This is a genomic window from Achromobacter sp. KK8 (genome assembly GCF_054188005.1).
Genome location: NZ_CM135178.1, coordinates 5225290 through 5238474 on the forward strand (window position 1 = coordinate 5225290; position 13185 = coordinate 5238474).

At 54.7% G+C, this 13185-nt stretch carries 11 protein-coding genes and 1 pseudogene; 6 read left to right on the forward strand and 6 right to left on the reverse strand.

Going from position 1 to position 13185, the window contains the following annotated elements:
- Positions 1-79: 79 nt before the first annotated feature.
- Both ACVN9Z_RS24175 and ACVN9Z_RS24180 read left to right on the forward strand, forming a co-directional pair.
- Positions 80-928, forward strand: coding sequence for a class I SAM-dependent methyltransferase (locus ACVN9Z_RS24175; RefSeq protein ID WP_458212737.1), 849 nt, complete (start codon positions 80-82; stop codon positions 926-928).
- A gap of 205 nt (positions 929-1133) precedes the next feature.
- A complete protein-coding gene (locus ACVN9Z_RS24180) occupies positions 1134-1445 on the forward strand; it encodes a hypothetical protein (protein ID WP_458212738.1) in 312 nt (103 codons plus the stop codon).
- A gap of 475 nt (positions 1446-1920) precedes the next feature.
- Here ACVN9Z_RS24180 and ACVN9Z_RS24185 read toward each other — a convergent pair whose 3' ends face one another.
- Together ACVN9Z_RS24185 and ACVN9Z_RS24190 are read right to left on the reverse strand one after the other, a co-directional pair.
- Positions 1921-3330, reverse strand: coding sequence for a GrpB family protein (locus tag ACVN9Z_RS24185; protein WP_458212739.1), 1410 nt, complete (start codon positions 3328-3330; stop codon positions 1921-1923).
- Between the two features lie 155 nt (positions 3331-3485).
- Positions 3486-5981 (reverse strand): SIR2 family NAD-dependent protein deacylase, encoded by a 2496-nt coding sequence (locus ACVN9Z_RS24190; RefSeq protein WP_458212740.1) that lies wholly within the window; start codon positions 5979-5981, stop codon positions 3486-3488.
- 362 nt (positions 5982-6343) lie between these two features.
- On the opposite strand from ACVN9Z_RS24190, the gene ACVN9Z_RS24195 reads away from it, so the two are divergent.
- The gene (locus ACVN9Z_RS24195; RefSeq protein WP_458212741.1) at positions 6344-7183 is read left to right on the forward strand and encodes a DUF4034 domain-containing protein; all 840 of its coding nucleotides are present in this window, start codon (positions 6344-6346) and stop codon (positions 7181-7183) included.
- A gap of 268 nt (positions 7184-7451) precedes the next feature.
- Positions 7452-7676 (forward strand): annotated as a pseudogene (locus tag ACVN9Z_RS24200) (SAM-dependent methyltransferase); the annotation flags it as partial.
- Between the two features lie 25 nt (positions 7677-7701).
- Here the strand turns inward: ACVN9Z_RS24200 and ACVN9Z_RS24205 are convergent.
- Complete coding sequence (locus tag ACVN9Z_RS24205; RefSeq protein ID WP_006384150.1) at positions 7702-7917, reverse strand: hypothetical protein; 216 nt, start codon at positions 7915-7917, stop codon at positions 7702-7704.
- 368 nt (positions 7918-8285) lie between these two features.
- On the opposite strand from ACVN9Z_RS24205, the gene ACVN9Z_RS24210 reads away from it, so the two are divergent.
- On the forward strand, positions 8286-9104 hold the full coding sequence (locus ACVN9Z_RS24210) for a leucine-rich repeat domain-containing protein (RefSeq protein ID WP_458212742.1): 819 nt from the start codon (positions 8286-8288) through the stop codon (positions 9102-9104).
- Positions 9105-9202: 98 nt separating this feature from the next.
- On the opposite strand, the gene ACVN9Z_RS24215 is transcribed toward ACVN9Z_RS24210, so the two are convergent.
- A complete protein-coding gene (locus ACVN9Z_RS24215; RefSeq protein WP_458212743.1) occupies positions 9203-11116 on the reverse strand; it encodes a B12-binding domain-containing radical SAM protein in 1914 nt (637 codons plus the stop codon).
- 218 nt (positions 11117-11334) lie between these two features.
- Here ACVN9Z_RS24215 and ACVN9Z_RS24220 point away from each other — a divergent pair, with 218 nt between their 5' ends.
- Positions 11335-11733 (forward strand): hypothetical protein, encoded by a 399-nt coding sequence (locus tag ACVN9Z_RS24220; RefSeq protein ID WP_144419122.1) that lies wholly within the window; start codon positions 11335-11337, stop codon positions 11731-11733.
- A gap of 18 nt (positions 11734-11751) precedes the next feature.
- On the opposite strand, the gene ACVN9Z_RS24225 is transcribed toward ACVN9Z_RS24220, so the two are convergent.
- Positions 11752-12468, reverse strand: coding sequence for a hypothetical protein (locus ACVN9Z_RS24225; protein ID WP_458212744.1), 717 nt, complete (start codon positions 12466-12468; stop codon positions 11752-11754).
- Between the two features lie 217 nt (positions 12469-12685).
- Entirely contained in the window at positions 12686-13141 is a 456-nt protein-coding gene (locus ACVN9Z_RS24230; RefSeq protein WP_116792491.1) for a carboxymuconolactone decarboxylase family protein, read from the reverse strand.
- Positions 13142-13185 lie beyond the last annotated feature (44 nt).

Genomic DNA, 13185 nt, shown 5'->3' on the forward strand with positions numbered 1-13185 from the left:
GAGTCAGCGGTTTCGTTAAAATGACGCTTTCCGCCTTCCACTGCGCCCCGCCCCACGCGGGGCGCATTGCCTTACCCCCATGTCCGACAAAACCCACGACATCCGCCCCGGCCAGTCGATCGAACTGCTCAAGGCCCTGCACATCCTGACCCGCGACGGCAAGATGAACCAGGACAGCCGCCGCAAGCTCAAGCAGGTCTATCACCTGTTCCAGTTCATCGAACCGCTGCTCAAGGACGTCCAGCAACACCGCGGCGCCGTCACCCTGGCCGACCACGGCGCGGGCAAGTCGTACCTGGGCTTCATCCTGTATGACCTGTTCTTCAAGGAACAGCCCGACGCGCTGAAGAACGGCTCGCACATCTACGGCATCGAAACCCGCGAGGAACTGGTCAAGTCATCCGAAGAACTGGCCAAGCGCCTGGGCTTTGGCGGCATGTCGTTCCTGAATTTGTCGGTAGCCGAGTCCATCACCTCCGACAAGCTGCCCGCGACCATCGACGTGGTCACGGCCCTGCACGCCTGCAACACCGCCACCGACGACGCGATCCATTTCGCGCTGGAGAAAATGGCCAAGTACATCGTGGTCGTGCCCTGCTGCCAGGCGGAAGTGGCGTCGGTGCTGAGAAAGAACAAGGCCAAGGCGCTGGCCGATCCGCTGGCGGAGATCTGGCGGCATCCGCTGCATACGCGGGAATTCGGCAGCCAGATCACGAACGTGCTGCGGTGCTTGCAACTGGAAGCGCACGGGTACCAGGTCAGCGTGACGGAGCTGGTGGGGTGGGAGCATTCGATGAAGAATGAGCTGATCATTGCGCAGTACAAGGATCTGCCGCGTCGGAAGCCTGCGGAAAGGCTGACGGAGATGCTGGATCGGATCGGGTTGCAGGAGCTGAAGGATCGGTTTTTCCTGCCGCAAGCGGCTTGATAATTGAAAAAGGACCCTGTGGGGTCCTTTTTGTTTTGAGCGCTCGTCTTGGGAAGGGATGAAAACGCCACCGTTAGCACTGGCACCAATGTGCGTTGTGCCTAAACTCGCCCTGCAATCACACCAATGATCGCCCGGGATGACAGCCGGAAAGCCAAGGGAGCAAACAGCCACAGCCATAGTTCACACCCCAAAGGAGCGTGCAATGAGCCACCATTCCTACACCCTTGACCGCTGGGCCACGCCGGATGATCCGGAGAGCGTATCGATCCGGTCTACCGATCTTCGGAAGATTGAGCGGGCTTGCCAGGGCATCTGGGCCATCGCCCGGATTGTGGGGAACTGCGCGACTGAACCTGAGAGTACCGGGGCGGCACCGCTGGAACCTTGGGTTAGCGCCAACCTGTTAGGCGGAATCGAGAGCCTCTGCGATCACATTGCGGATCTTGCAGAATCGGCTATGGACGGGGCGCGGTTGGACCTTGGGGTAGCGATGACTGAAGGGTCATTGCATTGATTGGCGCGGTTGCGGTGTGCTTGGCGCCATCGGGATGCCAGCACGTCGCAAGGGTGGGCAATCGACAGGATGCCGGGCCACCCGCCACGCCACCGCCTGAGCTGAGCTATCGCTCAATCCCCCGAGCTTCGACGCAACCGATCGGTCGAAGCCTTGTTCAGACGCTTCGCCTCGGATTCCGCGTAGTCTTCCTCTCCAGGTTCGTACTTGCCGTCATACATACAGCTACTGCGGTACCAGCGGCATTCGCCGCCCAACGAGCAGCCGGACGTCAGTGCGACGAGAAAAAAGACAACGCCACAACGGCCCAACGTTTGAATAGGCATATATATCCCTAGCAATCAGCATAGAGTGAGGGATGAAGATGATAGACAAACCTAGCTAACCAACTTTTAATTTTGGCGCGCAGGAATTCAGCTTGCCGACAGGAGAATTTTAATTATTTAAAAAAACTCATCAAAACCTAAACATGAAATCAACCGGACACACTGCCGGATAGTTTCGCATCGACATACTCTTGCCAGCGCCGACTTAATCTCTCTTGCCGAAATCGGTACACCCACGGCAAAGGGCTCGGAGCCTTTTCAACAGCAGCATTGTAATCAGACATAAGAAGAAGAACATCGGATTCCAAATAACCTCTTGCGGCTGTGCTCTCAACCCTCTTAAAGACCTCACCTATGGCAACCGCTGAACTTCGATAGGCAAGAAGCAACCCTAGTGAATCAGATGAAATAATAAAAATTATAATAGCTATCATAGCCCGAGACAGAGATATCAAACCATCGGACTCTAAAGATGCAACCGCCGCACCGATCGTTATCGATACAATTGCCGCCAAAAAAAATAACATCCCCGTCATCGCCCTAGCACTAGTGCGCTGAAGATCTCCCGTCCAATAAGACGACTCTTCCACCATCTCAGACAGCCTCTTATAGCTTGGCACCTCTCGACTAGAAAAGTGATCTTCTTCTCGTCTCAAATTATTATTAGATATAGGGAGACTAAAACTGTCTCTAATACGGAGCCTTTGCTCTGCCGAGGGTTCCATATCTAATCCACTAATCAGTAGAACAGCACGACGCGCCTGATCACCAGCAGCCCGATGTCGCTGTTGGTTTTTACTTAAGAACAACAAAAACAGCATGCATACAAAACCAAAAATAGCCAATAAAAATAGATATTTATTGTCATTTGAATATACAGATATAGCAGCAACCACCGCTATCAGAAATTGCGTAAACATCATACATAACTGTAGAAATTCAGCTCTATTCGATTCTGTCCGCTGAAGCGTTAGCAGACCATTGACACCAAATTCGCTTTTAATTTTCCGCAATCGTGTCTCTATTAAATCTTTTTTACCCAACGTGTAAGAAGGCACATCACAACAATATTTTTTTGCAAGCCTCTTTTTTAAAGTTATATAATCATCAGCAAATTTTCTATCAGCTGCCAATTCGTTCCGGAAAGCCACCATATCCCGCCCCCAGCGACTCTGAGGCTTGCACACATGCACATGGTAATTTTCCACATCTGAAATATATTTTGTTAAGAATATTCTCGGAGTTACATCACATTTTTCGCTAATCGTATAGCCTATTTTTTTTAATTCCGACAACACGCTTTCGATTAAGCTCCAATCACAAACAGATATCAATATATCTATAATTGGTTTTGCCGCCACCCCCTCAACAGCGGTAGATCCGACATGATCAACATATATTTTTGCATGCATTCCCAACAATTTAATAGCCTGCGCCTCTTTTGAAAAAAGATCTTTCCAGATGGGAGTGAATTCGCAAATATTTACCACCCCAGAACCATCACCATCTCTCACATCGTCACCATTAAATATAATATTATTATTTTTACAACCACCCATTCTAAATCCCTCAAAATGAATTTTGCAAATACCAGAAATACAGTTTAATTATTAAACATAAGCGCAAACAATAAAATCACATAGCACATGTAATTTATAATATCAAATAGTCTTATATTAAATAATTCGCAATGCATACTCAAATTTAAAATCGTTCATGTCTGTGCAGAACGGCGCACGCGTTGAGAGTACCCCCGACGCCTGCGAGATCTGTCAGCAACACCATGTTCGTCACGGACAGATGCAATTTTTATGAGCTCCAACTTAGCTCTTTCCAATCGTTCATTTGATCGCCCCCTCCGCTGTCTATTTGTAATTTCACGAATATAGAAATTCGCCACTTCCGCCAGAGACTCAGGAGTATCAAATACCTTAACAATTTGGACATGATGCTCGGCCAAAGTCACCATTGGATAGTCAGTATCTTCATCCGAATGTCCCGCATCAAGTCTCAACAAAATTTCCTTAGCAGCCTGCAAATTACGAAATGCGATTTCCTTCTCGCCAAGCAAGGCACAGATCAAAAGTTGATGGGCGTAAGCATGTTCAGTTTGCTTCATTCGCCAAGAATCGACAGCGGAAGTCAATTTTCTTAGGGCTTCTTCATGCTCATTCATATCCCTCAATGCCAGGCCATACTGCAGATAATACAACCCATCCAACTCGAAGTGCTTCTCATGATTTTTAAATAAATCCAATATCACATCTTTTTTTCCATGAAAATAATTCGATAGAAAGTTGTGATTAATCGTCAACTTGAACAGCATCAATTCATTTCTGGACATATTTCTTGTTATTGGCTTGGAATGCCGCGTCATCGAAAGTAACAGCCCGTGAACCGCCCGCTCCTTCATCTCAAAAGGAGTTCTACCATCAAATAACTTATCTACGTAGACAGGATGCCTAGCACGCAGCACTCCGCCAATATCGTGAATTACGCCTTGAGTCTCAGTCAACAACTTATTAATATGAGATCTAATTCCAAGGCTATTTAGCGCAGAAAGACATATATCTTTCGACAAAGCCAAACCATGAATAGTTGCTAGTCCGACCATAACCAGAAACAACTTAGCATCTTCTGAATTCAGACGCTGAAAATCATTCTCTATTATTTTTTCGAAACCATATCCGTACGTCAACTCCAAAAGCCCAATAAGAAGCTGCCTTTTCGATTTCTCCAATAAAAGTTCTCTACGCTGAGATTGAGACATTTTTGAAACCTTCGACCATGGCCCAAATTTTTCAAGCTTTTCCAATATACGATCTGCGTCTATCGGAGTAATGTCGGTGGTTCCTATCTGCACAGGACTGAATGCAGATAAAGCCCACTCCGTTCGGCGTCTCCATACATTGAGGCGATCTCCGCAAACAAATATCGTCTTTTCAAGTCGAGCATCCTCTAGTGAAGCTATAATTCCATCCAACACGCTAGCTGCTCGATCAATAAAAAAATAATAAGGTTTATCGTTAACCGCCTCAAGGTGCTTTATCGCATTCTCCAAGCTAGCTATAGGCTCCTGCAAATAATAAACAGACTCGCCTTTATCCGCCAATTTCGCGGCCAATAGCATTAACGCGGTTGTTTTACCCGACCCCGCAGGACCTGTGAGTACATACAACCTATTTTCCGCAGACACTGCTTGGTTTAAGTTCTTATGAAAGCCTAGCTTGGCCGGGACTCCCTCAAATATTTCATCCCAAGTCGGCTTAAAGCCTAAATAGAACTCGCGTGTTTTTCCTCGATCGACATCACTTGCAGGCCGCCGAATTGCCTGTACTTTCGCGATTTTCGCCAGGTCTTCCGAAGCTGCATCCCCTCCTGCCAGGGCGAGTTCTGGCATTTTTTCTAGCGCCACATCCACCGCCCCCCTTTTATTGTTTATATTTGCATCTAACCATTGAACAAAATCTTCAAGCGTGCCTTCCACATGCTCGATATTAGATGCCAAAAGTGATCGTCGATCTATTTCATTTATCTCTGGCGTAATCAAATAGGCTTTTCCTGCAACGCCAGGAGATCCTGACCAGATATTTTTGAAATACTCTATCTGCTGATAAAAGAGAGGCTCATCCAATCTAGTCCCAATGAACACGAAGGTATAGTTCAGATAATCTCTTCCCAATTGCCTGTACCACTCTGGGGATTTATTCGCCGCAGAGGCATATTCAGACGGAGAAAAAATGAAGCCATCACTCGGCCTAGTTATACAGCCATTAAGCTTTATAAGATCCAACCTATTATATAATCCATCTATTTCCTCCCAAGAATCCCCAAAAGCACGCACTGATATTTTTTGTGGAGATTTTCTCCTAAGCGCAGTTTCAGTCGCATCATCGATATTTAAAGTATAGATTCTTGGCCACACATGCATAGCCAATCTCTCCAGCGACAGACATGGCTTAGTATTTTTATATCGTTCTTCTAGGGTTCTAATTAACATGGAACCCATTTCCTGTTTAGCGACCCCATACACTTTCCCCAAAACACCAGGCTGATAGGTCAAGCCGACTTCTTGGCAAAGCAATTCGGATAATTTCTCACCCATCAAAACTTCACGACCTTTATAATCTTTCGATCCATAGGATGCGCCAGCCCCTAATAGAAGCATGCATTGACCGTTCTTGATTCGACGACACAATTCAGATTTCATATGAATATCCTATAAAAGATTAGATCAGCAATAATTAGATCGATGTGCTGCACTGGTCTATTATTTATCCGAATACTTTTCTCATCACCACGAACCAAAACACTGTTTTTAATCAATAAAATCAAGCCTGATCATTGAAACCATTGCACGCTTTCAAATAGCATAGATTAATATCGTAATGGTTAATTTTTCTTTTATCTGACGTCAGGGCGCTCCAGCTTCAATGACTAACGGAGAAAGTCGACGATCCTCGCTTGTATATATAACATATAGAAACCTTTTCTTATCTTTTGATTTTTGTCTCTCCTCACGACCCGCCCCTCTTCCAACGTTCATCTCCTCTGCCGACGCGTACTCTGCCCGTGCACGCCTCTCCTTCTATCCACCGTCATTTCCGCGCTCTGATCAATTCCTGCGCCTTCCTTCAAATCGACTCCTACTACAGCGATCTGGAACAGCTAGATTGGGCCGCCACCGACACCCAGGACTCACCCTATTCCGAAGCCGCCCTCTCCGGCACCCTCTTCGACTACAGCACCGTCTCCTACCCGCAGGCCGCCGACGTCCTCCAGGCCTGGATCGCCGCCTGCCCCAACTCCTACCACGCGCACCTAGTCCTAGGTAACTTCTGCTTCGGCCGCGCCGCGGATATCCGCGGCTTTGGCTGGGCGGACAGTGTGACGCAGGATCGCTGGATCGGCGCCGCCCTGGCCTGCGAAACCGCCGCCGCCGCGCTGTTGAAAGCCATGACACTTTCGCCGCGTCCCGTCGCGGCCTGCGTGACCATGATGCAAATGGCGGCGCATTTCAAAGAGCCGTATTGGCTGCGCCAGTTGTTCGAAGGCAATCCTCCGGAAACCATTACCCACGACGATGTCGAGCAACCCGGCCTGATGGACGCCGCGCTGGCGCATCTGGCGGGATACGGCGTGCCGCGCCTGCAACCGGATCAGGCGCCGCATTCCCTGCCCGCATGGCTCGCGCCGCGCGCCGAGCATGAAATGGAACAGGGCAAGGATTACTGGCTGCTGCGCGCATTGGAATTGCGCCCGGGCCATCTGGAAACGCTGATCGCGTATGCGCAGTATCTGCAACCGCGCTGGGGCGGCAGTTACGAGGATATCGACGGCCTGGCCAGCGGCCCACTGTGCGAGACGCTGACGAAGCCGCAGCGCAACGCGATCCGCTGGATCGGCGTGTAGGACGAGCTGAGCGATTTTCCGCAACCCGAAGAAACGCAGGCTGTGCGGTCCCATCGTAGGCCTTCGAATCGTTCCTGCAGCGCGACCTGCGGCCCCAGGAACACGGCGAGGCGCCGGGTCGGTTCGCGAAGTTTTCGTCAGTTATTCGCTGGGCGACCACGTGGGCGCGCGTCAATTGCATACACAGAGCGTGGCGACGTACCCGGGAATATGTATTTCGGCGAGGTGGGCGGGCCGTTCCGCAGTTTTGCGCACGTGACGCTGATTCACGAACGTGCTGCGGTGCCTGTAGCTAGAGGCGCACGGGTACCAGGTCAGCGTGACGGAGCTGGTGGGCTGGGAGCATTCGATGAAGAATGAGCTCATCATCGCGCAGTACAAGGATCTGCCGCGTCGCAAGCCGGCTGAACGGCTGACGGAGATGCTGGATCGGATCGGGTTGCAGGAGTTGAAGGATCGGTTCTTCCTGCCGGAACCCGTGACGACGTCCTGAGCGCAACGGCAGGACGTCGCCGGATTCAATCCCCGGAGCTTCGGCGCAACCGATCCGTCGACTGCTTGTTCAGCCGCTTTGCCTCGGCTTCCGCGTAGTCTTCCTCGCCCTGTTCGTATTTGCCTTCATACATGCAGCTGCTGCGGGCCAAGCCGCACTCGCCGATGATTGAAGAGCAGCCCGAGCTCAACGCAGCGAGAAATAGCACAATACCGTAACGGCCCAATGTTTGAATCGACATATGGCTCCTTGGGGAATCACGGTAGTGTACCGGCGACGATGGCAACCTCAACCTCGGGGCGGGGTAAAAAATAGTGTCAACCGTCGGCGCCGGCTGGCAGCAACACCGGCCAGCGCGGTTGAAAACCGAGTACCGACCGCATCACGGCATTGGAACAGTGCAAAAGCGGAGGCCATCACGGCGCCACCCAAACAGAACGGCAATCCGGCTCGCGCGGGATTGCCGTTCTGCTTTATTGTTCTACCCTTCGAGAATGCCCGCCTCGCTGTCGCCATGCCCGAGCTGCCGACAGACGCCATGACTCCGGAGCCCGTATGCCACTAGTCCCGTTTTCGACGCCCCTATCCGGCCGCGACAAGCGATGGCTGATGCTGCACAGCCGCCAGGCCGCGCAGACGCACACCTCGGATCAAGTCCTTTTCCACGATGCGCCGCCGGACCCGGCAACGCTGGCGACGATCGAATATATCCATCTGTGGGCGCCACCCCTGGACCCGGTGCAGGAATTGCCGGCATTGATCGCGCGCCTGCCGTCCCTGACGCATCTGTCCATCGGACCCGGCAATATCCAGGCCTCGGTGATCGAGAACCTGCGCGCCGATATGCTGCCGGACAGCCTGCGGCATCTGTCGATTTTCGATTGCCCCGGTTCGCATACCTGGTCGGCGGGAGCGATGCCGCAACTGGAATCGCTGGAAGTAAATGTACCGATGCGGTTCAAGGCAGAGGATTTCCCCGCGCTGCGGTCGCTGTCGATATTGCCGGACAAGCCAGGCAAGCTGCTGGACCAGACCTTGCGGCTGCCGCTGGCGGAACTGAATCTGTACAACGTGCCCTTCGATGCGACCGTGTTTGATCGCATCGCGGCGTTGCCGCTGGTGTCGCTGGGGTTGATGGCGGGGCGTTCGTTGCAGACGCTGGCGGGTATAGAACAATTATCCGGGCTGCGCTCGTTGCGGCTGAAGAATCAAGGGGCATTGGAGACGATCCGGCCCATCGCCGCCCTGCCCGCGCTGGAATGGCTGAACATCCAATATTGCAAGAAAATTGCCGATATCGATGTCCTGGAAGAACTTACCAGTTTGCAGGAGTTGACCCTGGTGGGCTGCGGCAATATTGGGCTGGGTGAGTTGGAAGCCGGATTACGCACCCAGTTGCGGCATTCGAACATCGCGGCGACGACCTGAAGGCCCGCCTGTCGACCGCCTGACCGTCGTCTATCCAGACAGGAGCGCGGGTGAACCACTAGCGCCCGTGCCAGCCCCACGCGACCATGGCCAGCTCCCTACGCCCGCACGCTCAACGCCTTGGCAATCCGATGCCGCCCCACCGTCGTCTTCGGCACCTTGAACGGAAACCACGTGCGCACGTCCTCGTCCAGCCCGATCCCGTGCATGTAGTTGTAGATCGCCTTTTTCAACGCCCGTCCCAGCGCGTCGTGATCCACCCCGGTCGGGTCGTCGAAGCCGATGTCGTTCTTGGCGAACGTCACGTCCGGCAGCGGCCGCAGCGTCACGCCGTATTCCTCGGGGTTCAGCCCCACCGGGGAATGCACCGTACAGGCGAAGCGGTGGAAGAACCCGCTCTGGATACAGCCGTTTTCGAACAGCTGGCGCACGTATTCCAGCGCGTCGACGGTGTCCTGCACGGTCTGCGTGGGAAAGCCGTACATCAGGTAGGCGTGCACCAGGATGCCGGCGTCGCTGAAGGCGCGGGTCACGCGCGCCACCTGGTCGACGGACACGCCTTTCTTCATCAGGTTCAGCAAGCGGTCCGAGGCGACCTCCAGGCCGCCGGAGACGGCGATGCAGCCGCTGTCGGCCAGCAGTTCGCACAGCTCGGGGGTGAAGGTCTTCTCGAAGCGGATGTTACCCCACCACGAGATGCCGGCGTTGCGCGCGATCAGTTCCGTGGCCAGGGCCTTGAGGGACTTGGGCGGCGCGGCCTCGTCGACGAAGTGAAAGCCCGTCTGCCCGGTTTCCTGCACGATGGTCTCGATGCGGTCGGCCAGCACCGTGGCCGAGGCGCCTTCGTAGCGGCCGATGTAGTCCAGGCTGACATCACAGAAGCTGCACTTCTTCCAGTAGCAGCCGTGGGCCACGGTCAGCTTGTTCCAGCGGCCGTCGCTCCACAGGCGGTGCATGGGGTTGAGCATGTCCAGCAGCGACAGGTAGCGGTCCAGCGGCAGGCCGTCCCAGGTGGGCGTGCCGACTTCGGCGAAGGCGACGTCGGGCTCGACCAGGTTGACGTAGCGCACCGCGCCGCTGTCGGCGTCGCGCAGGAAGGTACGCACCAGGCGCTGGCGCGAGCGCTTGCCTTGCACGTGTTCCATCAGCGCCAGCAAGGGGCGCTCGCCGGCATCGAGGCTGACGAAGTCGAAATAGTCGAAGACGCGCGGGTCTTTCAGTTCGCGCAGTTCGGTGTTGACGAAGCCGCCGCCCAGCACGGTGATGATCCTGGGGTCCTGCGCCTTGATCGCCTGGGCGATGCGGAAGGCGGCGTAGACGGCGCCCGGGAACGGCACCGACAGCAGCACCATGGTGGGCTGGTGGCGCGCCAGGGCTTCCAGGGTCAGGTCGCGCAGGGTGTCGTCGACCAGGTTCAGCGGCGCGGCCAGCGCTTCGGCCAGCGGGTCGAAGGTCGGCTGGCTGCCGGCCAGCGACTCGGCGTAGCGCACGAATTCAAAACGCGGATCGATGGCGTCGCGCAGCACGTCGGCCAGGTCGTTCAGGTACAGCGTGGCCAGGTGCTTGGCTCGATCCTGCAGGCCCAGGGCGCCGAAGGCCCAGCCCAGGGGGTCGCCGCCCTCGTCGTCCATGTACACATCCAGCGAAGCGAAGCGCGGGCCTTCAGGCAGGAAGTTACGGCCAACGATGCGGTGGGCCAGCGTCGAGTCGCGGCCTTGCAGGAAGGCGATCACCGGGGCGATGGTGGCCAGGTAGCGCGGCTGCATGGCGACGAAGGCCTGGATCGCGGGGGTGTGCTTGTCCAGCGGCAACGCGTCCACCTTGGCCGCCACGGCGCGCAGGCCGTCGGGCGACAGCAGGCGCAAGACCAGCGCCAACGCCAGGTCTTCCTGCGTGGCCGTGACGCCGCGGGAGCGCAGGAAGCCGGTCAGGTAGGCGGTGGACGGGTATGGCGTATTGAGCTGCGTCATCGGCGGGATGACGGACAGCACGCGAAGGGGCGTGGCAGACATGAGACACGGCGGGAAATGCCGTCAAAGCGGGGATCGAGGGGGGATTATAGTTACCGGCGAGTTCTCATCGGCGTAACACGGGAAATCAAGGGGCATAACGTGGGCAACCGGCTTCCCCATTCCTCCCTCGACCACAAGGAGTGTTTCGTGCCGAACCGGGAACGACATAAACAGCGATTTATGATCCTGCATTGGCAACAGAGGCGAGCAGTCGAGATATGAAACCACTCACCGTTGTATCAGTAGAAAGATACGCACCAGACGACGATGCCGCCTCGGTCACGCTTCGCAGCGACCAAGGGGAAGTCACCGTTTTCTGCTGGCCCTGCTCCGTCAAGGCCGGTGACGTCGTCATGAATCGCCTGTCTGCAATGGATGGTGAAGTCGGCGGCGCCTACGGAGTTGACTGGCCTCAGGGTGAGAAAGACGCCGCGTCGGCGGAACAACTGGAGCGTACCGGACATTACGCCTATCGAGGCCGCGGGCGCGTAGCCAAGGCGTCTGAAGGCTTGGTTGAAACGATGGGATTCTTGATCGAATTCGGAGAAACACCCGAGACCGGACACGTCGAATTTGATATTGCCCGGCTCGATTGCGGGTGCGATACCCTCGATTGACGCACCCTAACTCTCTCGCTATTCGTACAGGACTTCCCGTCGTTTCAATTCATGCTGTATTTGACGATACTGCAGCAGTAGGGATTCGGTACTCACGCGAGTCAGATCTGCGTCACCCATCGACGACCCAAGCCCTTCAAGAATCGAGCCATAATTTTTGAACAGGAGTTGATCCAAAAATGCAGGGGTGATGCCAAGCGGTTTGCATACATCCTGCGCGAGAAGAGCCTCGACGGCGGCATATGAGGTTGCAGGTACCTTTGTTGGAAGTTCAGGAACGATTCTGTTCACCACTCCCATGACCCGGCTATCCAATGCAATGCGATCAGTGGCCAGACCAAAGCCGGATGTAAGAAAGTCACGCGCTCCCTTGTTCTTGACATAGGCCAGAGACTTCGCAACATATTGCCAGCGTTCCTCTGACGTTTTCAGCGCCACCACGTAGCGTATGAAACCGCTCGGCCCGCCTTTGTACGCCTTAAGAAAGGCGAAGTTCTTTATCAGGGCAAGGACCTTTGGCGAAAGCTCCGGATTAACGTCGGACACATAGCGCGCACCTATTTCACGCAACACTTCGCCAAGCACCATTGCCACCTGGGCTTCGGGCATGGCACATAGACGTTCGTAGTTCAATTTTTCCCGGATGGCGGCCTCGGAAAGCCGCTTGGCGGGATCGGATTTTCCCACCACGACAACCTGGCTTACGACGCGGATCCAAATATCGGTATCGGACATCGTTTTCCAATGATCCGCTGGCGGCAGTCGGATATCGTGCCCAAAGCGTTCGCATATCCATCGGAACTTGCCGACTTGTTCTTCCGTAAGCGTAGGGAGCTGCATAACCTTGCATTATTAGGAAAGCGAGCAATCTTACACTGCCAACATCTAAGCGCTATGGAATTCCCATTATCAGGCAGATAACGGTATCTGTTCGCCATTCGCGCCTAAAACCTCAATTTCCCCCACCAAACAAATCCGCCCCCCGCGCATCCGCCGGCTCCAACACATACCCAATTTCCCCCGCCACCTCGCGCAGAATCCCCTGCGCCAGGTTGAACGCGGTATTGGCCGCCGGCACGCCCGCGTAGATCGCGTTCTGCAGCAACACTTCCTTCAGTTCATCCGGACTCAGCCGCGACTCGTCCTTCGCCGTCAGCGCGGCCCGCACGTGCAGCTCGAATTCCTCCCACCGCCCTAAAGACAAGGTCACCGCCAGCACCATCATGCGCCGTGCCTTGTGCGGCAGGCCCGGGCGGCTCCAGATGTCGTGCCAGGCGTAGCGGGTGATCAGGTTCTGGTAGTCGGCGGTGAAGGTGGTGGCGCGGTCCAGCGAGCGCTGCACCCATTCTTCTCCCAGCACGGCGCGGCGGTTGGCCAGGCCGCGCTCGAAATCGTCTTCCCGGCTCATTGCGGCATCTCCCCTTGGGTGCTTGCGTCGGCGGGGCGGGCAAC

Bases quoted from the DNA above. Each gene is read 5' to 3' on its own strand.
- ACVN9Z_RS24175 (WP_458212737.1), top strand. From the start codon at position 80: ATGTCCGACAAAACCCACGACATCCGCCCCGGCCAGTCGATCGAACTG.
- ACVN9Z_RS24180 (WP_458212738.1), top strand. From the start codon at position 1,134: ATGAGCCACCATTCCTACACCCTTGACCGCTGGGCCACGCCGGATGAT.
- ACVN9Z_RS24185 (WP_458212739.1), bottom strand. From the start codon at position 3,330: ATGGGTGGTTGTAAAAATAATAATATTATATTTAATGGTGACGATGTG.
- ACVN9Z_RS24190 (WP_458212740.1), bottom strand. From the start codon at position 5,981: ATGAAATCTGAATTGTGTCGTCGAATCAAGAACGGTCAATGCATGCTT.
- ACVN9Z_RS24205 (WP_006384150.1), bottom strand. From the start codon at position 7,917: ATGTCGATTCAAACATTGGGCCGTTACGGTATTGTGCTATTTCTCGCT.
- ACVN9Z_RS24210 (WP_458212742.1), top strand. From the start codon at position 8,286: ATGCTGCACAGCCGCCAGGCCGCGCAGACGCACACCTCGGATCAAGTC.
- ACVN9Z_RS24215 (WP_458212743.1), bottom strand. From the start codon at position 11,116: ATGTCTGCCACGCCCCTTCGCGTGCTGTCCGTCATCCCGCCGATGACG.
- ACVN9Z_RS24220 (WP_144419122.1), top strand. From the start codon at position 11,335: ATGAAACCACTCACCGTTGTATCAGTAGAAAGATACGCACCAGACGAC.
- ACVN9Z_RS24225 (WP_458212744.1), bottom strand. From the start codon at position 12,468: ATGTCCGATACCGATATTTGGATCCGCGTCGTAAGCCAGGTTGTCGTG.
- ACVN9Z_RS24230 (WP_116792491.1), bottom strand. From the start codon at position 13,141: ATGAGCCGGGAAGACGATTTCGAGCGCGGCCTGGCCAACCGCCGCGCC.